The following is a 22995-nucleotide window of genomic DNA, read 5'->3' as shown; positions in this document are numbered from 1 at the left end:
CAGAACCTGCCTGTTCCCGGTCTTTCGCCTGCGTCACCGACCTATTTCGGTGGCGAAGACGAAAAACAGCGACCGGGAACGTCCCGACGCATCACCACCATACGAATGCGGCCTCGCCGATCAAGCTCGGCGAGGCTGGTATCACCAGTTGCCGGCCGCGTGTTGCTGTCGCGCCACATTTTCCACTCCGCAGGCGCAAATTCCTAAAAAGATCGTTTACATTTTGATGGAAAAAGCAGCCTCGCCGTTCGCTCGACGCGACCTCTCGACGTGAATCTCTATCTTCGGTCTCTATTCGAACGATCGAATCGGGGAAGGCGGCACCCGTATAAAAGCGCCATTGAATCTTCACTGCCTATCTCAATTGGCAACAGACGACGATCGAGCCGGGAGGTACTGACTCGTGCAAGTCGCTCGCGAAGCGGAACCCCATCCTCCCCGTCGCCGGCTGGTAAGCATGAGCAGCGCGTCATGACATTGGCCGCCGCATAGTGCTGCCCGACCTACCCGGTCAGCGAGKCGATGACGATGAAGGCGRTGCGGCRGAATCAGGTTGCCCAGCGAGGCGGCGCCACGATCGAGGTCCAAAACCMGCCGCTCGTCATAKGCTCGCTTGCGSAAGGAYGGCRGCGCGACGGTAGTATCGTGGCCGCGGTTGAGACCGAGGAGCCCGATGACACCGCAGAGAAGATCGCGGATACAGCCGTCCATTGCACCTGCGACGGAGGCAGCGGGATCATAGGGACGGGACCGTTGCCGCCTCGCCGTCCACGGTGCGGCCGGGCCCGCGCGGCCGGCGACTGGTAGAGAGGCCGGCCAGATTCCAGCCGGATACCGCGACGATGAAACCAGCCGCCGCGCGCAATACAGTTATTGCGATCCCGTAAAACTGCCGGATCAGCGCCCCAAGTAGAAAGGAGCATACGAGCACGAGCAGCGAGTTGATTGCGCCCCGTCGAGCCAGTGTGCGCCGAATATGGGGGTAAGTCCGCTTGTTAGCCCGATAAACACAAGCGCAGTTCCCGGTGGGTTTACCACGGGAAAGATCGCCGCGAGCACCACTAGAAACGTATTGATCCAGGTTTGCATAGGTGGCGCCTCCAGCTGAGATTAACTTTGCACGCTGAGTTTTTTATTCCCGATTGGGCATGCCGGAGGCCACCTCCGCGGATAGACAGGTTCAACAGCGGTTTGTCTGTCGTGAGCTGATTTGAGACTGTTGGCGGGTCTCAAGAACGGAGGCCCTGGCTGATCTGGGTTTGAGGTTATGCGGTCCGCAGGCGGTGCTGCAAGCGTCGGTTCTGGATGGTCTGGCGTTTGACCAATTTCTACGTTCCACCCAAGCTCGCACAGGAAGCCAAGCCACTGTACGCCAGCGTCGGCTAGGGGTCGATGTCGTTGAAAAAGTCGTCGTTGCTGCGGGTGTGAAGTCCTGATTCAGTCGTCTTGGGCGGAGGGCGGCGCGATGATGGGTGAACGGCGGGTGGCGCAGGAGGCGCTGTTCTACGAGTTCAGTCTTGAGCGTCACGTGCCGGACGATCATTGGGTGCGGTCGATAGACCGGTTCGTCGATCTTTCCGAGATCCGCGCACATCTGCGGCCGTTCTACAGCGAGATGGGTCGGCCCTCGATCGATCCGGAGCTGATGATCCGGATGCTGCTCATCGGCTATTGCTTCGGCATCCGTTCCGAGCGGCGCCTGTGCGAGGAGGTGCACCTGAACCTCGCCTATCGCTGGTTCTGCCGGCTCGGGCTTGAGGGCGACGTTCCCGATCACTCGACCTTCTCGAAGAACCGGCATGGCCGCTTCCGCGAGAGCGATCTKCTGCGTGAGSTSTTCGAGACGACSGTCCGGCGYTGCATCGAAGAAGGGCTCGTGGGCGGAGAAGGCTTCGCGGTCGATGCCAGCCTGATCAAGGCCGATGCGAACAAGCAACGTTCCGCGGACGCCTCAGAGCTGGTCGACTGGCACGATCTCGCCCGGACGCGTCGCTCGGTGCGCGAATATCTCGATACGCTCGATGAGGCCGCCTGGGGCGCGGCGAGCGAGGCGAAGCCGAAGTTCGTGTCGCGCGCCGATCCGGCCGCGCAATGGACCGGCGCTTTGAAGGGGCATGCCTTCTTCGCCTACGCCACCAACTACCTGATCGACCTCGACCACGCCGTCATCGTCGATGTCGAGGCCAGCCGCGCCATCCGGCAGGCCGAAGTCGGCTCGGCCCGGACCATGCTCGACCGAACGCAGGAGCGTTTTGGCCTCTGGCCGGCCAGGCTAGCCGCCGACAGCGCCTATGGCTCGGCCGAGAACCTCGCCTGGCTGGTGCATAAGCGCGGGATCGAGCCGCATATCCCGGTCTTCGACAAATCCCAGCGCAGCGACGGCACCTTCAGCCGCTCCGACTTCGCCTATGACCACGCGCGCGATCGCTACACCTGCCCGGGCGGGAAGGAGTTGAGGCCGCGCCAGAAGGCCTATCGAACCGAGCGGCCGCTCGTCGATGACGAGGGCATGATGCGTTACCGCGCCAGCAAGTTCGACTGCGACGCCTGCTCGCTGAAGCCGCAGTGCTCACCCAACATGCCCGCTCGCAAGATCCTGCGCTCGATCCATGAGGGCGCCCGCGACATGGCCAGGGACATCGCCGAGACCGACGCCTATGTCACCTCGCGGCGCGAACGGAAAAAGGTCGAGATGCTGTTTGCTCACCTCAAGCGCATCTTGCGGCTCGACCGGTTGCGACTGCGCGGACCGAATGGCGCCAGAGACGAGTTCCACCTCGCCGCAGCAGCCCAGAACCTCAGGAAGCTCGCCAAACTCAAGCCAAACGGGCCGCAGGTCAGGCCTGCCTGACCAAGCGAAGCCCTACTCTGCTAAATCCGCTCCCCGCCAGCGCCGATCTCAGGGCCGACTTTTTCAACGGTATCGGTCGCCAACCGACCTTACGTCGATGCATTCCTAAGATCCGGTTCCGGGCAACCATCCAGAGTCCGCTCCTGGCGCGATAGAGGCGCGTTTGGCTCGAGTGACGAACTTCTGCTTCCCACCCATCTGCGCCTTTCGGAAGGTCTGCTTGGGGCACGGTGGTACCAGGCGTTAGTCGCGACGCCTCCCGGCAGCCCGCAGGATGGTGTCTTCGCTGAGTTTGGGTTTATCCTCGCGTTCGCACCAGCGATGAACCTCCGCGACGAGCGCTTTATTGCGGAGTCCACTTGGGTGCCCGCTCGGCCAGAGCGCTTTGATGGCCTGGGAAGCCAGGTCGCGCTGTGGGGTTATGCTCTTTTTTCGCTCGACGCGAGGTCTGAGAGACAATTTGGGGGCCACATGTAGTGAGTAGAGGCGAGCGCCGTTGCTGGCCTCCGCAACGCCCTTGTTCCAGTCGACTTGGAGGTTGCGGAAGGCGTCCCAAGGAATAGCCTCGAAATCGGCGATTTGGCTATTAACCCGCGCGACAATCGTCCAGTCGCCCCCTTCCAGCACGTTACCAAAGATGCGACGGAGTTCGACCCATATTTTATCGGAAAGTCGTTTGACCGTTGCTTTTGCGGCATCATCGAAGCCCTCGTATGAGACCTTATCTACCTCCTCACAAAACGACATAAACTCGCTTCCGTAGGCGAGGTACTGATGCTCCTGCGTAGGATCTTTCCCGCCGAGAGCTACGGTCAGGGCCAGTCCAACTGGGGGTTCGATGCCAAGCTCCACCGGACCGAGGATCACTACGACGCGCTCAGCTGTGATCTCAACAGGATGGGGTTCACCCCGAAGGGCATACCTCACCCGGACCCGCAAATCCTCAAKGGTTCGACGAGACCTCGCTGGATCAGACGCTCCGATCGAGAACAACGCATCGTGTAGGGTGATCGAGCCCGGCGGTGGCGCTTCGACCGTCATCGCATCTCTCCGGTCAAAGTGTCCGGGCGGCCTGAATGACGTCCTGTTGCGGTCGGCTGCGCTGCCATCAGCTCCTCAACGTGCTGCCCCCAGCGCTCGAGCGCATCGCGTCGCTCCGCCAAGAACTCATGGCGCTGATACACCGCTGCGACGCCGGAAATGGTCCCGGACGTATGATTGAGGATCTTGTCGGCCACATGCGGTGCTATTCCGAGCCGGGCCATGCCTGAAACGGCCGTCCGCCTCAGATCATGCAAGCGCCAGCCAACAATCCCGGATAGTCCGTCCAGCTCCCGTTTCGCCTTGGAGAAGTTATTGAAGGGGGCAGCGCCGCTCGTGATGAAGACGCAGTCGCCAAGCCGGGGCATGCGCCGGATCAGCGCGGCCGCGGGCTCCGTGAGATGGACCAGGTGGGGCCGGCCGTTCTTGGTTCGCCCGGCGGGAAGCGTCCAGGTCCCCGCCTCAAGGTCGATCTCGTCCCAGCCCATCCGGGCGACTTCCTCGCGGCGCTGGGCCGTCAGGGCCAGCAGCTCCACGATAGCGCCGTAGGGGCCGCCCGTCTGACGGGCTGCCATCAGCACCTGTGCCAGTTCTGCGTCGGACAGCACGCGATCGCGCGAGATCACGCGACTGGGCGCCGGGATGCTATCGCAGGGCGACCGCTCGAGCAGCGCCTTGCCGATGCACCAGTTGAACAAGGTGCGCATGACCCTGAGGAGCTTGTTGGCCCCGATCGGGGCTCCCCGGTCGACGACCTCGCCCAGGCAGGCCACCACGTCCCGTTTGGTGATGGAATGGATGCTGCGCGCGCCCCAGCGCTCGACCATATCCCGGCGGAGCAGCCGCTCGATCTCCCGCCCTGACCGGCGCTTGGAGGCATGCTGCTGGACAAACAGTTTCACGACGTCCTCGACCCGATCGCTCGACAGTCTGCGCCGCGCTTCGCCCTTCTCCGCAGCCGGGTCGCGCCCCTCCCGCCGCGCGCTGAGCACCTTGTGCGCTTCACCCCGAGCCAGATGCAACGTGACGCGGCCATGGGGCCCGATGGTATATTTGCGCAAGGCCGACCCGGCCCCGCCGGTCCGGTAGAGGACGATGAAGACCTTTCGCCCGGCGGGGGTCACCTTGACGCCGAAGCCTGGCAGCGTCTCGTCCCAATAGACCAGCTCGCGGGACGGCGTCGGCAGGGCGTCAATGATGGACTTGGTCAGGCGTGCCCGTGGCATGAGGTGCTACCCAAGAGAGATATAGGTAGCCTCATAGAGCCAATTCGGTCCATCTCTGTCAATGGAGCGTCACAAAATCGTCTGCAAAATCCGAGTGTTATCAACCTCCAGCCATCCCCATCCATTCCCAAGCAGCTGGTCCCCGGTAACCTTGCGGGAGAAGGGAGAGGCCCTGCGCTCAACCGGGCAGCCGTGGGTCGAACCCGAGCACGACGCTTGTTCAGATGCAGCGTCCGCCGTCGACGGCCAGCACCGAGCCCGTCACCATGTCCGCCTCGTCCGAGCACAGGAACAGCGCCGCATTGGCGATGTCCTGCGGCGTCGAGAAGCGGCCCCACGGAATCGTCGCCGTGAAGGCCTTGCGCCGCTCGGGCGTGTCCTCACCCATGAAGGTCGCGAGCAGCGGCGTCTCGCCCGCCACCGGCGCGATGGCGTTGACACGGATCTTGTCGGGCGCGAGTTCGACCGCCATCGACTGCGAGATCAGGTTCGCCGCGCCCTTCGAGCCGTTGTACCAGGTCAGGCCGGGACGCGGGCGCAGGCCCGCCGTCGAGCCGATATTGAGGATGACGCCGCCGCCATGCTCGCGGAAATGCGGCACGGTCGCCCGCGCCATCAGGTAGATCGACTTCACGTTGACCGCGAAGATCCGGTCGAACTCCTCTTCCGTCACCTCGGTCATCGGCTTGTTGCGATGGGTGGTGCCGGCATTGTTCACGACGATGTCGAGCCGCCCGACCTTGGCGAGGATCTTCTCCACCGCCTTGTCGACGCTCTTGGCCTTGCCGACGTCGCAGGTCACGGCGAAGGCCTTGCGCCCGATGGCCCTGGCCGCCTCCTTCGCCTTGTCGCCGTTGATGTCGAGCACCGCGACGCGCGCGCCCTCGCGCACGAAGGTCTCCGCGATGCCGAATCCGAACCCTTGCGCCGCGCCGGTCACCAGCGCCGTCTTGCCCTTCAGTCTCATGGTCATTCCTCGCGATCTCGATTGCCACGATGTTTGAAACGATTGAGCAGGTCCGTAAATGCGTTTTGATGCGCAGCTGGATACGGAATTCGTATGGGCACCGTCATTCTCAAGCGAGCGCAGACCCGGGAATCTCGTGACGAGAGAAGGCTGGTCTCCGTCATGCTCGGGTCAAGCCCAAGCATGACGGCGGGAACTACGCCCCGATCTCCTCGCGCAGCATCTCCAGCTCCAGCCAGCGCTCCTCGGCATCGGCAATCTCGCGCGCAACCTCTTCCAGACGCGTGGTCGCCCTGGCGAAGAGCTTGGGATCGCGCGTGTAAAGATCGCCCGCCATGGCGGTGTTGAGCTTGGCGGCCTCGGCCTGCAGCGTCTCGATCTTCTTGGGCAGCGTTTCCAGCGCATGCTTCTCGTTGAAGGAGAGCTTGCGCCTGGAGGCCGAGGCGGCCGACGCCGGAGCGCCTGCAGGCTTCGGCGCAGAAGCCGGCGCCCTCTCAACCACTTTCGCCTTGGCGCCGACACCGCGTCCGCGCTGCGCCAGCATGTCGGAATAGCCGCCGGCGAACTCGGTCCAGACTCCGTCGCCATCCGAGATCAGTACGGCAGAGACGACACGATCGATGAAATCGCGATCATGGCTGACGAGCAGCACCGTGCCCTGATAATCCGCCAGCAGTTCCTGCAGCAGGTCGAGGGTTTCGAGGTCGAGGTCGTTGGTCGGCTCGTCCAGCACCAGGAGGTTGGATGGCTTGGCGAGCGCGCGCGCCAGCATCAGCCGGCCGCGCTCGCCGCCCGACAGCGCACCGACCGGCGTGCCGCGCTGGATGGGCTGGAACAGGAAGTCTTTCATATAGGCGATGACGTGGCGCGGCTGGCCGCCGACCATGACCTGATCGGAGCCGCCGCCGGTCAGCGCATCGCCGAGCGGCGTCGCCGGATCGAGGCTCTCGCGGCGCTGGTCGAGCGTCACCATCTCAAGCGCCGTGCCGAGCTTCACCTTGCCGGAATCGGGCTTGAGCGCCCCGGTCAGCAAATTGATCAGCGTGGTCTTTCCGGCCCCGTTGGGACCGACGATGCCGATCCTGTCGCCGCGCGCGACGCGCAGCGACAGGTTCTTGACCACGACATTGTCGCCATAGGCCTTGGCGACGTCGATGGCCTCGATGACGAGCTTGCCGGAGGTCTGCGCCTCGCTCGCCTCCAGCCGGACGTTGCCGACCGCGCTGCGGGCCGTGCGGCGCTGGTCGCGCATGGCGTGGAGTTCGCCGAGCCGGCGCTGGTTGCGCGTGCGCCGGGCGCTGACGCCATAGCGCAGCCAGTCCTCCTCGCGCGCGATCTTGCGGTCAAGCTTGTGGCGGTCGAGCTCTTCCTGGGCGAGCACCTCGTCGCGCCATGCCTCGAACTCACCGAAGCCCTTGTCCATGCGCCTTGTCAGGCCGCGGTCCAGCCAGATCGTCGCGCGCGACAGCGAGGTCAGGAAGCGCCGGTCATGGCTGATCAGCACCATGGCGGAGCGAAGCGACTTAAGCTCCTGCTCCAGCCACTCGATCACGGGCAGGTCGAGATGGTTGGTCGGCTCGTCGAGCAGCAGGATGTCCGGCTCCGGCGCCAGCACCCGCGCCAGCGCCGTCCGGCGCGATTCGCCGCCGGACATGGTGGCGGGGTCCTCCTCGCCGGTCAGGCCGAGTTCGGTGATCAGATATTGCGCACGATAGGCGTCGTCGCCCGGCCCGAGGCCCGCCTCGACATAGGCGAGCGAGGTCTTGTAGCCGGTGAAGTCCGGCTCCTGCGGCAGATAGCGGATGGTCGAGCCGGGCTGGACGAAACGGTCGGCATGGTCGGGCTCGACGAGCCCCGCCGCGATCTTGAGCAGGGTCGACTTGCCCGAGCCGTTGCGGCCTACCAGGCAGACGCGCTCGCCTGCCGAGACCGCGATCTCCGCGGCTTCGAGCAGCGGCTGTCCGCCGAAGGTGAGCGCGACATCGCGCAGGTGCAGCAAGGGGGCCATGGTCCGTCCTGTGATCTTAAGCCTGCCGGATAGACCGCCGCCGCCGCCCTGTCACGCCCGCAAGTCAGATTGGCAAGCCATGGCACGGCGCTTGCCAGAGTTGTGTCGGCCCTTATCGTGATGCGGAGCGTCGTTTTGAGTCCGAAAGCCATGCCCAGCGAACGCCCCATCGGGATCGGCCATAATGGCGGCCCGCCGCTGAAGGAACGCAAGCGTCGCTCCGCCGCTGGCAAGGGCAGCATCGGCCGCTATTTCGACTGGCGTTTCGCCCACCGCAAGGCCTGGAAGAAGCCGCGCGAGATCGCCTTGCGCCGCGAGGAGAAGGCCGAGGCGCTCGGCCTGACCTATGAGGAATACTCGCTCGAGGTCATGGAGCGTGGCTATTTTCCACAGCCCGAGCATGTCGAGACGATCAAGGCCAAACGCGCGCAGCGGCGAAAGGACAACGGCGTCGTCGGCCAGTCGCTCAAGGGCATGAAGCTGAGCTGAGTGCCGCCGTCATTCTCGGGCGAAGCGAAGCGCCAACCCGAGAAGCTCAGGACGAGAAGACACGGGCTTCCGAGATGCTCGGGTCAAGCCGAGCATGACGACCGCCTCAGCTTCCGAGCCAGCGCCGCGCCAGCCGCGTCGCCGGTTTCTCGAAGAAGCGATAGACCAGCAGTGCCGCCAGGACGGCGCCGGCCAGCGCGAGCGGGATGTAGAGCGCCGGCGCATGCAACCCGATCCTTAATGCGACCTCGCGCATTCCCCGGATCACGAAGGGATGCACGAGATAGAGCGCATAGGAGGCGTCGCCGACCGTCGCCAGCACCTTCACCGGTTTGGGGGTGACGATGCCCTCGCGGCCGCAAGCCGCCGCGAGCATCAGCAGCACTGCCGCGCCGCCGCGCCAGAGCACGCTGCTCCACGGGCCGTCCGCGCCCGGCACATGAGCCGCCGCGATCAGCACCGCGACGCCGGCCGCCGCGACCGGGACACGCACCGCGCCACGCAGGCGCAGCCCCTTCCGCCTGAGAATCGCGATGCCCATCCCGGCGGCAAATTCGAGCACGATCGGCTGGCCCCAGAAGCCGAAAGGCAATTGCAGCGGGCCTGCCAAACTCTCGGCCGCAACCAACACGGCTAGCACGATAGCGACCACCGGCAGCGTCCAGCGCAGCGGCAGGGCGAGCCCGGCCGCGAACAGGACGTAGAACAGCATCTCGTAGTTCAGCGTCCACCCCAGCGAATAGACCGGCTGGACGAAGCCCTGGGTCGAGACTGTCGGCCAGAACAGGTAGGAGCCGAGGATCTGCGTCAAACTCGGCACGCCCGAGTTGAGCAGCGCCGGAACGGCAAGGCCGACCAGCAGGAACAGCGTCGTCATCGCCCAGTAGAGCGGCACGATGCGCGCCAGCCGGCGCTTCAGGAACAGGCGCGAGGCTCCTGCCCGGCCCAACAGGTCCTGCGAGGCATGGACCATGATGAAACCGGAGACGACGAAGAAGATATCGACGCCGGCCATCCAGGGAAGCAGGTCGCTGCGGGTGAAGCTCAGCCCCGCCCGCTCGGCCAGCGCCGCCGCATCGGGCTGAACGTGATGGATCGCGACCATGAAAGCCGCGAGCGCGCGCAGAACCTGGCTCGAATAGATGGGCTGCACGCGGACCTGGGGGAAGCGATCGGAGGAGCGGGACGCGCTCAGCCAAACCACAGCCGCTTCGGATCGTCGAGGCCGAAGCGATGAAGATTGGCCGCGATCGCGGCCAGTCCCTGCTCGGCCGCATCCTTCGCGGTGATGACATGGAGTGGGAAACGCCCGGCCAGTTCCTCCATCGGCGGCTTGCCGGCAAAGGCGGAACGGATAGCGGGCTTATCTGCAAGCCCCAGGAGATGCGGCGCGATACCGCCGGCGATGAAGACGCCGCCGGTCGCCTTGAAGACGAGAGCGAGATCGCCGGCGACCCGCCCCAGCAGGCGCCAGAAGCAGACCACCGCCATCAGCGCCGCCGGATCGCCGTCATGGGCCAGCCGGGACACGTCGGCGGCGCTCACCTCCGCCTCCAGCATGCCCGAGGTCCGTGCCACCGCCTTGTGCAGACGCACCAGCCCGTCGCCGCTCAGGAGATGCTCCACCGTCAGGCGCGGCACGCCATCGGTCAGTGCCGGCCAGATCCTTTGCTCGGTCTGGTCCTCCGGTCCGATGCCGATATGGCCGGATTCGGTCGGGATCAGCATGCCCCGCTCGCCATGCGTCAGCAGCGCCGCGGCACCGAAGCCCGTGCCGGGGCCGAGCACCAGCTTGATACCATCCGGCTCCGGACGCCCCTCGACCAGCGTGGCGAGATCGCCCGGGCCGAGGACGGCGAGCGACGCCGCCAAGGCCTCGAAATCATTGACCAGCAGGCCCTGGGTCAGCCCGAGGGCCTCGGCCATCCGCGGTCCATCGAGATTCCAGACCGCGTTCGTCAATTGCGCCCGCCGGCCATCGAGCGGGCCGGCGACGGCGAGCACCGCCGAGCGGGGCTTCTCCGGCAATTCGCCGAGCACCGTCGCGAAGGCGGCCTCGGCGGTGGGATGGCTCCCGGTCCCGATCCGCGCGAGCGGCCGGTGCGGGCTCTCGGGATCGGAAACCAGCGAGAGCCGGCAGTTCGTGCCGCCGATGTCGGCGACGAGCACCGGATAGGATATCGACGGCGGCCGCATCAGAGCGGCTTCCGCCAGGGCGCAAACCAGCCGAGGCCTTCGAGCGTGCCGTGTTCCGGCCGGTACTCGCAGCCGACAAAGCCGTCATAGCCGAGGCCGTCGAGCTCGGTGAAGAGCTTCGGATAGTCCGGGCCCGTCGCATCGGGCTCATGGCGACCGTCGGCGCGCGCGATCTGGACATGGCCGACAAGCGGATAGAGCGCCTTGAGCCGGGCCGAGACATCGCCATGGATCAACTCGCAGTGATACATGTCGAATTGCAGCCTGACGTTCGACCGGCCGGATTCGCGGATATAGGCCGCCGCCTGGTCGAAATCGTTCAGGAAATAGCCCGGCATGTCCTTGCCGTTGATCGGCTCCAGCAGCAGATCGATACCGTGCTCGGCGAGCTTGTCGGCGGCATAGGCCAGCGAGGCACGATAGGTCTTCTGCGCGGTCGCATCGTTGGGATCGGCGAGCCCCGCCATCATGTGCAGGCGCTTGACCCCGGTCTCGTGGACGTATTCGAGCGCCTTGTCGACCGAGGCCTTGAACTCGTCCTCGCGCCCGGCCAGCGCAGCAATGCCGCGCTCGCCCTTGGCGAAATCGCCCGGCGGCAGATTGAACAGCGCCTGCTCCAGTTCGCCGCCGGCCAGCGCGAGCCCCACCTGCTCGGGGCTGTGCTCATAGGGGAACAGGAACTCCACCGCCTCGAAGCCGGCCTCCGCGGCTGCCTTGAAGCGGTCCAGGAAGTCCCACTCGGTGAACATCATCGAAAGATTGGCGGCGAAACGCGGCATGAATATCTCTGCAGGCTAAGCGATAGCGATAGCGGCAAGCTAGCGCGCTGAGCCGGCCGCGTCATGGCCAAACGCGGCAGGAACGGAATGCGTTCCGCCGCGGTCTCCTGCCCGTTACTTCTTCTCGGGCTTCGGCGGCGGATTCGGATCGGCCGAAAAGTGCCGGAAGACCATGTCGGGGGAGGAGGTGTTGTGACGCGAATGGGTCGTGCGCCCCGTCCAGATGTCGGTCGCCTTGCCGCCCTGGAACGGCATCAGCGGCTCCTCGCGCCAGCCCTTGGCACCGGGCTCGCGCACCGCGATACGGGCGACGTCGTTGTTGAACTCGGTGACGTACATCGAGCGCAGCGCGACGAAGGCCCTGCCCCCGGTCACCGGCTTGTCGAGCACGGCGTCGAGCACCATCCGGTTCTCGTCGACGCTGTCGAGCTTGAGGGTACCGGCCGACCCGTCCTTGAAGTTGAGCTTGAAGGAGATCGTCTGCGGATCGAACTCGATCTCCCTGATGTTCACCACCGGGCGGCCGTCCTGCTCGATCGGGCCGAACAGAAAGGACGAACCGTAGGAGGAGAAGCCGAGATGCTGCGGCGGCATCGGCCGGGCGCGCCAGTAGCCATCCTGCGGATAGACGACCAGCACCTCGTAGGACTTGTCTCTGCCGAGCTTCCAGAGCTGGACCAGATGCAGCCCCTTCTCGACCCGGTCTCCGACGCGGAAGGTCGTGTCGGCTGGGCGCCAGAAGGTCGGGAAGGTGTAGCCGACCAGCCAGTAGTCGACCGTCTCCCAGAAGGTGACGCGGCGCGGCGGGGTCGGCGCGGCGAAGGACGGATCACCCTTCATGTCGCAATTCGCCCAGTCCGCATCCCAGTTGTCGCGCACGAGCCCGGAGATATAGGCCGGATGCGCCGCCTCGATCTGGAAGCGCCGGACCTCCGGGGAGATCGCCTTGATGGTGACGTTGTCCTTTTCGGCGCAGAGCACCGGCTCGGATTCGTTCTTGACCTCGACGGCGATATCGCCGGCCGCGATGGCCGGGCCGGCAATGCAGGCGAGAATCGTGATGAAAGCGGCGGCGCGCAGGCGCGAAAACGTCATGAGGTCTCGATCTCAGCTCTGAAGGATGGCGTAGACATCGCCCGAGTTGGCCGCATGAGGCAAGCCGCGCAGATAATCGCCCATGGCGTCGGCGCTCGCCGGCGCGGCCAATTCGAGCTGTTGGCTCTCGCCGATCGCGACGTTGAAACGATAGGGGCCGAGCGTCTCCAGCAACGCGATGCAGGCCTCCGCGACCTCCCGCTGGATCGTCGTGAATTCGAAGGAGATCACCGGCACGGCCTTGGTCAGCCCGGCCAGCACATGCGCCTCGAAGCCTTCGACATCGATCTTCAGCAGCCTGGGCAACCCGTGACGCAGGATCAGCCGGTCGAGCGTAGTGCAGGGCACCGTGATCTCGTGGTCCCAGACCTGCCCCTCCCAGCCCCGCGCCCCGACCGCGGCGCCGATGAAGGCGGCCGAGGCCGTCGAGACCGTGGGATTGGCGCTGTTGATCTTGAGCGCGATCGAGCCCTCGTGATCGCCGCAGGCCGCCTCGATCAGCGTCACCAGCGGATCGCGCCGGTGGATCAGGCGGACGACGCGGGCCGGACCCGGCTGCGGCTCCAGCGCAACGACGCGGGCGCCCAGCCTGCGGAAGGAGGAAATGCGGTCGCCGACATGGGCGCCGATGTCGAAGGCGAGATCGCCGGGCGCAAGGAATGTCCCGTAGAGCCGGTCCATCGCCGCGTTGCGTTGCTTGTCGCCATGATAGATGCGCAAGGAGCGCGAAAGCGCCTTCACCGTTCCCTTCGGATAGGCGATGGCGTTCATGCCCTCTCCCCGTCACGGATGGTCGCCAGCACCGGTGGCATGTCGAAATCCTCGGGAATGCCGCAGAGCCCTTGTCGTGCGAGCCAGGCGCCTGCGCTGGGCCACGCCGTCAGCATCGCGAAAGGAATGGCCAGCACGTAGCCGGCCGTCAAGGGCAGCGACCACAGCAGCACTGCCGGCGACAAGGCGCCGAGCGCGACGAACAGATAGGCCCCGAACAGCAGATGCGGCCACAAGCCCGCGAAGGCGGTGGTGAGGGACAGCGCATAGGCGTCGCGCGCTTGCCCGTTCCAGCCGATCCGCACCTTGCCGAAGGCGAGACCGATCATGAACAGCGTCGTGCGGAAGCTCGAGACGGCGCCCTGCAGGAAGGCGAACAGGACCTCGATCACCGCCGAGGCGAGGAAGCGCGCCGCGCCGCCATAGCGGCCTACGCCTCCCCTGGTCAGCAGGATATCGGCGAAGCCGGCGAGCTTGGGCGAGAGATACATCGCCAGGAACAGGACATAGAGACCGACCGCCAACGCTACCGGGTAATCCGCGACGACCCGGTCCTCCAGCACCTTGAGCGGCAGCAGCGCGATCATCAGCGTCCAGGCCGGCAGGCCGAGGAACATCAGGATCGCCCAGACCAGCTGGAAGCGGCTCATCGGCTTGAGATCGGGCAGGTCGAGCAGCTTGAGATATTGCAGGTTGCCGAGGCACCAGCGCAGGTCGCGCTTGGCGAAATCGAGCATGGTCGGCGGGTTTTCCTCCCAGCTTCCCCCCTCGACCGGCAGCACGCGCACCTCATAGCCGGCCCGGCGCATCAGCGTCGCCTCGACCTGGTCATGGCTCATCACGGCGCCACCGAGGGGCGGCCCGCCCGGCAGAACCGGCAGATGGCAGCTATCGCGGAACGGCGCGATCCGCACGAGCGCGTTGTGCCCCCAGAACGGCCCGCAATCTCCGCCCCACCAGGCGGAGCCCATCGTATAGGGCCGCATGCCCTGGCGCATGCCGAACTGGAAGATGCGCGCGAAGGCGGAGTGGCTGGGCATGCCGACGACCAGACTTTGCAGGATTCCGAGCTTCGGATACGCCTGCATCATCCGGGCCATGCCGAGGATCGTCTCGCCCGCCATGACGCTGTCGGCGTCGAGCGGCAACATCAGCTCGTAGCGCTCGCCCCAGCGCTCGCAGAAATCGCGGAGATTGCCGGCCTTGAAGCCGGCATTGTCGGCGCGGCGGCGATAGGTCAGGCGCGCCGGCTCGCCGATCTCGCGGGACCAGGCCTCGGCCAGCGCCGCCTCGGCGCCAGCCACCGCCGGGTCGTTGGTGTCGGACAAGACGAAATAGTCGAACCAGACCCCCTCGCCAGTAGCGTCGAGGCTGTCCTTGACAACCTTGAGCCGGCGGAAGGCGCGGGCCGGATCCTCGTTGCGGAGAGTCATCAGCACGGCGGTGCGCAGCGCGAGCGGCGTCGCCTGCTCGCCGGCCGCGGCGAAGGGAGCGACCTCGGCGAGCCCGTCCTTGCGGGCATGCAGCAGCCAGAGCCCGATCGCGGCATTCCAGAAGCCGAGCACGGTCCAGGGCGCACCGAACAGGAAGGCCACGAAGATCGCCACATCCGCCACGGTCCAGCCACCGGCAGCGAGCACATGGGCGAACCCGGCCAGCAGAGCGGCCAATGTAAGGAGATTCAAGGTAAGAACGAGACGGCGCCGCCTGCGGAGAACGGCCTCGTCCTGCAACCCGGCCGGCGTCAGGCCAGTTACGTCTACCTCTTGCGCCGCCCGCTGGAACGTGGTCGGAGCGGGACGCTGGTTCATGGCGGTCTCTGTCATGGAGAGGCAGACAGGCTCGGACGGACGGGATCGGACGCGATGGCGCGGGAGCTAAAGCCTGCCACCACGATTGACGCAAGGGCAAAGGCTCTTGCGCTCTGGTATACGGCATCTCGTGAATGCAACCTGAACGATGTCTTGCTGTCCGTCCCCGGCCCGGACGATTGCCTCGTCACCACCTTGTGGAGCGGGCTCAGCCGCGGCACCGAGCGGCTCGTCTTCGAGGGGCGCGTGCCCGCCTCCGAGCATGAGCGCATGCGTGCGCCGTTCCAGGAAGGCTCTTTCCCCTTCCCGGTCAAATACGGCTACTGCGCCGTCGGCCGCGTCGACGCCGGCCCGTCCGATATGCTCGGCCGCATCGTCTTCTGCCTGCACCCGCACCAGGACCGCTTCATCGTCCCGCGCCACAGCCTGATCATGGTGCCGGACACCGTTCCTGCACGGCGCGCCATCCTTGCGGCCAATGTGGAAACCGCCCTGAACGCTCATTGGGACGCCGGCTCGGGCCCGGCCGACCGGATCGTCGTGGTGGGCGGGGGCGTCATCGGCCTGCTCGTCGCCTGGCTCGCCGCGCGCCTGCCGGGCACCGAGGTGACATTGGTCGATATCGAGCCCGGTCGCGCCGAACTGGCTGCCCGGCTCGGCTTCGGCTTCGCCCTGCCCGACGCCACCCCGCGAGACGCCGATCTCGTCTTCCACACCAGCGCGACGGCCTCTGGCCTCGCCACGGCCGTCGCGGCCGCCGGCACCGAGGCGCGGATCATCGAAATGAGCTGGTATGGCGAGGGAACCGTGCCGGCCGCCTTAGGCTGCGCCTTCCACGCGCGCCGCCTCCAGCTCGTCTCCTCCCAGGTCGGCATGGTCGCCGCGTCGCACCGGGCGCGCTGGGACCATGCAAGACGCGCGCGGGCCGCCATGGCGCTTCTCGCCGATGACAGGCTCGACGCGCTGATCACCGACGAGATCGCGTTCCGGGATGCGCCGCAGCGCGTTCCGGAACTGCTGGCGCCCGGTGCCGCTGGCCTGACCGCCGCGATTTGCTATGAAGCGCAGCCTTGATCGACCCAAGCTGATCCCCGGGAGCCCGCATGTTTTCCGTCGAAGTCCGCGACCGCATCATGATCGGCCACTCCCTGCCCGATCCCTTCTTTGGCCCTGCGCAGAACATGCATGGCGCGACCTTCGTGGTCGACGTCGCCTTCTTCCGTGAGACGCTGAACCGGCAGAACGTGGTCGTCGACATCGGCGCCGCGCTCGATGTCCTCGGCAAGACGCTGAAGCCGCTCAACTACCAGAACCTCGATGCCCTGCCGCAATTCGCCGGCGTGCTGACCACCACCGAATTCCTCTGCAAGCACATCTTCGATGCCATGGCCGCCGCGGCGAAGTCCGGCGCGCTCGGTGCCAATGGCACCGGCCTCGCCAAGATCCGTGTGACGCTGCACGAGACCGACCTCGCCCGCGCCAGCTACGAGAGCGCGCTGGCGTGAGCGCCATCGTCTTCGCCATCCCCGGCGATATCGACCTGCCGACCGGCGGCTATGGATACGATCGCCGTCTGCTGCGGGAATGGCGCGAGATGGGCATAGAGGCCCGGCACCTGGCTTTGCCGGGCAGCTTCCCGTCCCCCAGCCAGGCCGATCTCGCCGCGACCGAAGAACTCCTCGCCGCGACCGCTCCGAACGACATCCTGCTGATCGATGGCTTGGCCTTCGGCGCCTTTCCCGAAGCGCTCGCCGCCCGCTTCGCCGATCGCCTCGTTGCCCTCGTCCACCATCCCCTCACCCTCGAAACCGGGCTGTCCCTCGAACAGGTCGAGACCTTGCGTGCAAGCGAGCGCGCCGCCCTGCGCCACGCCCGCGCCGTCGCGGTGACGAGCCCGGCGACAGCCGGCACTCTCGCAGCCGATTTCGGCGTGCCCGATCATCGCATCGCCATCGCCATACCCGGCGTAGACCCCGCGCCTCGGGCTGTCGGCAGCGGTGGCCGCGGGCCGCTGAAGTTGCTCGCTGTCGGCTCACTGATTCCCCGCAAGGGCTATGACATTCTGATCGAGGCATTGGCCGGGATCGCGGATCGCGACTGGCATCTCACCATAGCCGGCTCCCCGGATTACGCGCCCGAAACCGCCAACGCGATCGAGGCGCGCATCGGTTCGGCCGGACTGGCGGACCGCATCTTGCTTGCCGGAGCAGCCGACCCGGAACGTCTTGGTGAACTCTATGACAAGGCCGATCTTTTCGTCATGCCGTCCCTGTACGAAGGCTACGGCATGGTGCTGACGGAAGCGCTGGCGCGCGGCCTGCCGATCGTCTGCACGCTGAGCGGCGCCGGCGCCGACGCCTTGCCTGATGCCGCCGCCCTCAAAGTGCCGCCCCGCGACCCTGCGGCACTTGCCAAGGCCCTTGCCAAACTGGTTGATGCGCCGGCTGAGCGTCGGCAACGCGCCGACGCCGCATGGGCGGGTGCCCGCGCCTTGCCGCGCTGGCGCGACACCGCACGTATCGTCGCGGGGGCTTGCCTGCGCGACGGCAGCCGAGAGGTGGGGTAATGGCTGGTTTCTCTCCGGAATGGCTCGCCTTGCGCGAGTCTGCCGATCACGCGGCGCGCAATCCGCAGGTGCTCGCCGCGGTCGGCAGCTATTTCTCGGACCGGGCTTCGCTCTCCATCCTCGATCTCGGCTGCGGCGGCGGCTCGAACCTGCGCGGCTCCTATGCCGCCCTGCCCGCTCGCCAGCACTGGACCCTCGTCGACCACGACCCCGAATTGCTGGCCCATGCCCGCGAGCGTCTCACGGATTGGGCGGACGAGGCGCGCGAGCAGGGCGAGGAGCTCGTCCTGGCCAAGGGCAGCAAGACCATCACAGTCGACACCCGCAAGGTCGACCTCAACAAGGATCTCGAATGGGTGCTGGGCTGGCAGCCCGACCTCGTCACGGCCGCAGCCCTTTTCGACCTGACGTCGCGGCGCTGGCTCGAGCGTTTCGTCGCGGCCCTCGCGAGCCAGCGCCTGCCGCTCTACACCGTGCTCACCTATGATGGCCGCGAGGATTGGAAGCCCCGGCATCCGGCCGATAGCGGCATTCACATCGCCTTTACCGACCATCAGCGCGGCGACAAGGGCTTCGGCCCTGCCGCCGGCCCGGATGCCTGCGACGTCATGGCCGAGGCCTTCCGCAAATCCGGCTTCGCGGTTTCGACGGGCGACAGCAGCTGGCTGATCGACCAGAGCCGGGCCGATCTGGGCACAGCGCTGGCGGAAGGGATCGCGGAAGCGGTGCGGGAGACCGGGCGGGTCGACCCCGCGACCGTCGATGGCTGGCTATCGGCACGCCGCGAAGCGCAGTCGGTCCGGATCGGCCATCAGGATCTCTGGGCGCGCCCCGTCTGACCGTCCTATCCAAGCCCCGGCCACATCCGCCGGAGCACCCCGTCCTTGCGGATGAGCCGGTGGTAGAGCGCCGCCGCGATATGCATGATTGCAAGCGCGCCGAGCGTCAGCGCAAGCTTGCCGTGGATGCCGAGCACCCGCTGCGCCGCCGCCTCGTCCGGTATGGCCAGGGCCGGTAGGTTGAACAGACCGAATATGTCCAGTGCCGGATACAGGGAAACGCCGATCCAGCCCAGCAACGGCACGACGAGCAGCAGCCCGTAGAGCAGCCAGTGGACGAGGTGGGAGCTGGCCCTCTGCCACCATTCCAGCGTCGGCTCGTCCGGCGGCGCGCCATGCAGCACGCGGTAGATCAGCCTGCCCGCCGTCAGCCACAGCAGCAGGAAACCGGTCAGTTTGTGAGCGCTATAGAGGCCATTGGTCAGCCCGTCCCAGATATCGAGCACGTTGCCCCGGTAGCTCATCGTCAGCCCCACCGGGGTCATCCCGAAGACCGCAACGACCGTGATCCAGTGCAGCGTACGGGCGATCGGACTGTAGCGGTCGCCAGGCGGCATCTCCTTCTGCATGGGCAGCCTCCGGGCCTTGCCGTTGGGGAAGGCATTCATCTCACGTTCAAGCTCATCAGCCTATACGAACCTGCTTCGGTCAGGTTCCCGCTTCCGCGGTACCGCGCGCTATTTGCCGTGGAACCGCGTCGTTTCGGGAACGTTGCTGGAAGGGCGGATCAAGAACCCCTATATCGATGCTCGATGGTGCCTCCTGATGCTCCTCGGCCGCACGCCCGGCCCAATCTGACGGACTTTTCGATGCCTGAGTCGCGTACGCTCTTTGGCCCCTCCCTCGAAACCGCTCTCGTGAAGGTCGACCGGGCCATCGCCGAGTTTCGCGCCGGTCGCCCCGTTCTGCTGCGTAACGGTGGCCGGCTGGCGCTCGCCCTGTCGGCGGAGCTGGCCGACGGAGAGCTGGTGCGCGGGGTCAACGATCTCGCGCGCGGCGGCGGTCACCTCGTCCTGAGCGCCGCGCGGCTGCGCCGCCTTGGCGCCAAGGGGCGCAGCGAGAGCGGCATCTTCGCATTGCCCACGATCGACCAGGCGCGCATCGAGACGTTGGCCCTCAAGCTCGATGGGCGCATGGACGCGCCGATCGCGCCGGCATCGGGCCTCGACGAGGCTGCGCTGGAACTCGCCCGCCTCTCGCTCGTCCTTCCGGCCGTCATCGCCGTACCCGTGAGTGCCGCCGACATCGCCGGCGAACCGCTGGTCGAGGTCACACTCGACGCCGTGAACGGCTACCGTGCCGAGCAGGCGGCTTCTCTGAAGATCGTGGGCCGCGCCCCGGTGCCGCTGGAAGGCGCGCCGGAGACCGAATTCGTCGTCTTCCGTGGCGGCGAGGGCCTGCGCGACCAGGTTGCGATCATCGTCGGCAAGCCCGATCTCTCGACCGCCGTGCCGGTGCGCCTGCATTCCGCCTGCCTGACCGGCGATCTCTTCGGGTCGCTGAAATGCGACTGCGGCGACCAGCTGCGCGAAACCGTGCAGTGGATGGCGGAGAACGATGGCGGCATCCTGCTCTATCTCGACCAGGAAGGCCGCGGCAACGGCATCTCCAACAAGATGCGCGCCTACAAGCTGCAGAGCCAGGGCTGGGACACCTATGACGCCGACGAGGTGCTGGGCTTCGATCTCGACCAGCGCCATTTCGACTTCGCCGCGACCATGCTGAAGCAGCTCGGCGTCTCCAGCGTCGTCGCGCTGACCAACAACCCGCAGAAGATCGGCGCGATCGAGGCGGCGGGCCTGGAGGTCGCCGCCAGCCAGCGCGTGCTCGGCCGCCCGAATGCCCACAATGTCCGCTATCTCGCCTCGAAGCGGGACCGCGCCGGCCATTTCATCGATATGGACGCGCTGATGGCGCGCGCCGCCCCGACGGATTGACGGCCTTTCGGATTTCGATCAGGCCAGGCTGATGCCGGTGCCCGAAACGACATCATTCGAAAACGCTCCGACACGCTGGCCGCTCGCCAGCGTGTTCTGCATCGTCGCCCTCGCCTGGCTTGCTCTGTCCTGGCCCTGGCTCTCGGGCGCTGTCACCATACCCTGGGACGCCAAGGCGCATTTCCACCCGCAGCTCCAGTTCCTCGCCGATAGCTGGCATCGCGGTCTCTCGCCCTTCTGGACGCCCTATGTCTTCTCCGGCTCGCCGCAGGTCGCCGATCCGCAATCGCTGATCTTCTCGCCCTCCTTCGCGCTGATCGCCGCGCTCAATCCCGCGCCCGACTTCCGCTGGAGCGACGGCGCCGTGCTTGGGACGCTGCTGCTCGGCGCATTCGCGATCGTCATGGTCTTCCGCGACCGGGGCTGGCATCCGGCCGGCGCCGTCGTCGCGGCCATGTCGTTCGCCTTCGGCGCGGCCGCCTCCTGGCGCATCCAGCATGTCGGGCAGGTGCTCAGCCTCGGCTATTTCGCCGTCACGCTCTTCCTGCTCTCCCGCGCGCTGGAGCGCGGCTCCGTCGGCTACGGCTTCGCTGCCGGGCTGATGTCGGGCTTCATGGTGCTCGGCCGCGATCAGGTGGCGCTGATCGGCGTCTATGTGCTGGCCGGGCTGGTCATCGCCGCCATCCTGATGGCGAACAGCCCCTGGCGCGCCTTCCGGGCCAGCCTGAGGCCCCTGCTCGCGGGCACGCTCGGCGCAATCCTCGTCGCCACCATTCCCATTCTGCTGACGGCCTTCATCGCGCAGGAATCGAACCGGCCGGTCATCGATTTCGTCGAGGCCGGCAAGGGCTCGCTGCACCCTGCCGCGCTGCTCACCGGCCTGATCGCCAATCTCTACGGCGCCGCCGGGCCGCTGGCGGATTTCTGGGGCGCTCCGAGCCCGGCCTGGGAAGCCCGCTTCGGACCGCTCGGCCTCTATCTCGCCCGTAACATGAGCCAGCTCTATCTCGGCCTGCTGCCGATGGGGCTGATCCTCACCATCGGCCTCGTCCGCGGCGCGCTCTGGCGGCGGGAGGTCGTCGCGCTCAGCGTCGCGGCGCTCGTCGTGCTGCTCTTCGCGCTGGGCCGCTACACCCCCGCTTTCCGGCTGCTGTTCGAATTGCCCGGCGTCAGCTTCTACCGCCGTCCCGCCGATGCGCTGTTCATTCTCGGCGCCCTGCTCGCCCTGCTCGGGGGCTACCYGACCCATCTCGTCATGACCGGAACGGCCCCGAAGGCACGGCCCTGGCAGATCGCCATCGAGGCCCTGATCTTCGCCGTGGTGCTCGCCCTCGCCGCCTGGCTCGCCTGGACGGTCGGGCGCATCCCGGTCGCGATCACACCGCTGGTCATTGCAGTGCTCTGCGGGGTTCTTACGCTCGGCGGCATCGTCGCTGCGCGCGGCCTGGCACAGCGCGGCTCGGCGCTGGCGGCCGCGGTCGTCATCGCCGCGACGCTGGTCATGGACCTGTCGGTCAATAACGGCCCGAGCGAATCCACCGCCCTGCCGCCGCAGATGTACGATGTGCTGCGCAAGGACAGCACCAACGAGACCATCGCGCTCCTGAAGCGCGAGACCGGCCGCACCGCCGCACCCGACCGGCGCGACCGCATCGAGCTCGCTGCCATCGACTTCCACTGGCCCAATGCCAGCCTGGTCCACGAGCTCGACAACACGCTGGGCTACAATCCGCTACGGCTCAGCCTCTACAGCAAGGCGACCGGCGCCGGCGACCATGTCGCCCTGCCCGACCAGCGCACCTTCTCGGCGCTGATGCCGGGCTATCGCTCGCTGCTCGCCGACATGCTGGGCCTGCGCTTCATCGCGACCGGGGTGCCCGTCGAGCAGATCGACAAGACGCTGAAACCCGGCGATCTCCGACAGATCGCCCGCACCAAGGACGCCTATGTCTACGAGAACCCGCGCGCCCTGCCGCGCGTGCTGCTCGTCACCGAGGCGCAGAAGGCCGATTTCGACGCCATTCTGACGACCGGCCAATGGCCTGAGGGTTTCGACCCGCGCCGAACCGTACTGCTCGACCGCGACCCGCCGCCGCTTCCCACCGGCGCCATCGGCCCGGCGACGGTCGCGATCCGCGACTACGGCACGACCACGGTGACGCTCGCCGTCGATGCCCCGCGCGGCGGATATCTCGTCCTGAACGATGTCTGGCATCATTGGTGGCAGGTCGAGATCGACGGCCGGCCCGCCGAGTTGCTGCGCGCCAACGTGCTGTTCCGCGCCGTCGTGGTGCCACCGGGCAAATCGACCGTGCGGTTCGTCTTCCGGCCGCTCGAAGGGCTATACGCGGATATCGTCGCGCGCCTGCGCCAGCACGTGGCAACGCAGCCCGGATAGCCGCCTCACTGCCAAGACGGA

At 66.7% G+C, this 22995-nt stretch carries 21 protein-coding genes; 9 read left to right on the top strand and 12 right to left on the bottom strand.

Annotated elements, in window-relative coordinates; all coding sequences use genetic code 11:
- Positions 1–274 (top strand): hypothetical protein (locus tag AC1DVA_RS18890; RefSeq protein WP_476806885.1); only part of this gene is annotated, 274 nt, incomplete at its 5' end.
- A 462-nt stretch (positions 275–736) separates the two neighbouring features.
- On the opposite strand, the gene AC1DVA_RS18885 is transcribed toward AC1DVA_RS18890, so the two are convergent.
- Positions 737–1081, bottom strand: a complete 345-nt coding sequence (locus AC1DVA_RS18885) for a MarC family protein (RefSeq protein ID WP_476806886.1) — start codon at positions 1079–1081, stop codon at positions 737–739.
- A 384-nt stretch (positions 1082–1465) separates the two neighbouring features.
- Here AC1DVA_RS18885 and AC1DVA_RS18880 point away from each other — a divergent pair, with 384 nt between their 5' ends.
- Entirely contained in the window at positions 1466–2851 is a 1386-nt protein-coding gene (locus AC1DVA_RS18880; RefSeq protein ID WP_476806884.1) for an IS1182 family transposase, read from the top strand.
- Between the two features lie 243 nt (positions 2852–3094).
- On the opposite strand, the gene AC1DVA_RS18875 is transcribed toward AC1DVA_RS18880, so the two are convergent.
- The 4 genes from AC1DVA_RS18875 to AC1DVA_RS18860 all read right to left on the bottom strand — a co-directional run bounded on the left by AC1DVA_RS18875 (position 3095) and on the right by AC1DVA_RS18860 (position 8093).
- Entirely contained in the window at positions 3095–3892 is a 798-nt protein-coding gene (locus tag AC1DVA_RS18875; protein WP_476806883.1) for a hypothetical protein, read from the bottom strand.
- Entirely contained in the window at positions 3889–5118 is a 1230-nt protein-coding gene (locus AC1DVA_RS18870; RefSeq protein WP_476806882.1) for a tyrosine-type recombinase/integrase, read from the bottom strand. The genes AC1DVA_RS18875 and AC1DVA_RS18870 overlap by 4 nt, the downstream gene beginning before the upstream one ends.
- Positions 5119–5338: 220 nt before the next feature.
- Entirely contained in the window at positions 5339–6085 is a 747-nt protein-coding gene (locus AC1DVA_RS18865; protein WP_265054888.1) for an SDR family oxidoreductase, read from the bottom strand.
- 196 nt (positions 6086–6281) lie between these two features.
- On the bottom strand, positions 6282–8093 hold the full coding sequence (locus AC1DVA_RS18860; protein ID WP_265054434.1) for an ABC-F family ATP-binding cassette domain-containing protein: 1812 nt from the start codon (positions 8091–8093) through the stop codon (positions 6282–6284).
- 150 nt (positions 8094–8243) lie between these two features.
- On the opposite strand from AC1DVA_RS18860, the gene AC1DVA_RS18855 reads away from it, so the two are divergent.
- The gene (locus AC1DVA_RS18855) at positions 8244–8582 is read left to right on the top strand and encodes a hypothetical protein (protein WP_265054435.1); all 339 of its coding nucleotides are present in this window, start codon (positions 8244–8246) and stop codon (positions 8580–8582) included.
- Positions 8583–8688: 106 nt separating this feature from the next.
- Here AC1DVA_RS18855 and AC1DVA_RS18850 read toward each other — a convergent pair whose 3' ends face one another.
- The 6 genes from AC1DVA_RS18850 to mdoH form a co-directional block, all read right to left on the bottom strand.
- Complete coding sequence (locus AC1DVA_RS18850) at positions 8689–9735, bottom strand: acyltransferase family protein (protein ID WP_476806881.1); 1047 nt, start codon at positions 9733–9735, stop codon at positions 8689–8691.
- 38 nt (positions 9736–9773) lie between these two features.
- Complete coding sequence (locus tag AC1DVA_RS18845; RefSeq protein WP_265054437.1) at positions 9774–10778, bottom strand: glucokinase; 1005 nt, start codon at positions 10776–10778, stop codon at positions 9774–9776.
- A complete protein-coding gene (otnI, locus tag AC1DVA_RS18840; RefSeq protein ID WP_265054438.1) occupies positions 10778–11557 on the bottom strand; it encodes a 2-oxo-tetronate isomerase in 780 nt (259 codons plus the stop codon). The genes AC1DVA_RS18845 and otnI overlap by 1 nt, the downstream gene beginning before the upstream one ends.
- Positions 11558–11671: 114 nt before the next feature.
- On the bottom strand, positions 11672–12652 hold the full coding sequence (locus AC1DVA_RS18835) for a hypothetical protein (RefSeq protein ID WP_265054439.1): 981 nt from the start codon (positions 12650–12652) through the stop codon (positions 11672–11674).
- A 12-nt stretch (positions 12653–12664) separates the two neighbouring features.
- Positions 12665–13423 carry an FkbM family methyltransferase gene (locus AC1DVA_RS18830; RefSeq protein WP_265054440.1) on the bottom strand — a complete coding sequence of 253 codons (759 nt, stop codon included), beginning with the start codon at positions 13421–13423 and terminating at the stop codon, positions 12665–12667.
- Complete coding sequence (mdoH, locus tag AC1DVA_RS18825; RefSeq protein ID WP_265054441.1) at positions 13420–15234, bottom strand: glucans biosynthesis glucosyltransferase MdoH; 1815 nt, start codon at positions 15232–15234, stop codon at positions 13420–13422. Before mdoH ends, AC1DVA_RS18830 begins: the two co-directional genes overlap by 4 nt.
- A gap of 153 nt (positions 15235–15387) precedes the next feature.
- Here mdoH and AC1DVA_RS18820 point away from each other — a divergent pair, with 153 nt between their 5' ends.
- Genes AC1DVA_RS18820 through AC1DVA_RS18805 form a run of 4 tightly spaced genes read left to right on the top strand, consistent with a single transcriptional unit; the run spans position 15388 to position 18639 of the window.
- Positions 15388–16308, top strand: coding sequence for a zinc-dependent alcohol dehydrogenase (locus AC1DVA_RS18820; RefSeq protein WP_265054442.1), 921 nt, complete (start codon positions 15388–15390; stop codon positions 16306–16308).
- A 29-nt stretch (positions 16309–16337) separates the two neighbouring features.
- Entirely contained in the window at positions 16338–16739 is a 402-nt protein-coding gene (locus tag AC1DVA_RS18815; RefSeq protein ID WP_476806880.1) for a 6-pyruvoyl trahydropterin synthase family protein, read from the top strand.
- Positions 16736–17800: a glycosyltransferase family 4 protein gene (locus tag AC1DVA_RS18810; protein WP_265054444.1), complete on the top strand. Its 1065-nt coding sequence runs from the start codon at positions 16736–16738 to the stop codon at positions 17798–17800. Before AC1DVA_RS18815 ends, AC1DVA_RS18810 begins: the two co-directional genes overlap by 4 nt.
- Positions 17800–18639 (top strand): class I SAM-dependent methyltransferase, encoded by an 840-nt coding sequence (locus AC1DVA_RS18805; protein ID WP_476806879.1) that lies wholly within the window; start codon positions 17800–17802, stop codon positions 18637–18639. Before AC1DVA_RS18810 ends, AC1DVA_RS18805 begins: the two co-directional genes overlap by 1 nt.
- Positions 18640–18644: 5 nt before the next feature.
- On the opposite strand, the gene AC1DVA_RS18800 is transcribed toward AC1DVA_RS18805, so the two are convergent.
- A complete protein-coding gene (locus tag AC1DVA_RS18800) occupies positions 18645–19208 on the bottom strand; it encodes a cytochrome b (protein ID WP_265054446.1) in 564 nt (187 codons plus the stop codon).
- 240 nt (positions 19209–19448) lie between these two features.
- Between AC1DVA_RS18800 and ribA the strand changes: the two genes are divergently transcribed.
- On the top strand, positions 19449–20576 hold the full coding sequence (ribA, locus tag AC1DVA_RS18795; protein ID WP_476806878.1) for a GTP cyclohydrolase II RibA: 1128 nt from the start codon (positions 19449–19451) through the stop codon (positions 20574–20576).
- A gap of 31 nt (positions 20577–20607) precedes the next feature.
- Positions 20608–22974, top strand: coding sequence for a hypothetical protein (locus AC1DVA_RS18790; RefSeq protein ID WP_476806877.1), 2367 nt, complete (start codon positions 20608–20610; stop codon positions 22972–22974).
- Positions 22975–22995: the final 21 nt, after the last annotated feature.

Source organism: Allobosea sp. P4_C6 (assembly GCF_056402015.1).
Note: the sequence above shows the minus strand (reverse complement) of the source record. Positions and strands in the feature narration are given on the sequence as shown.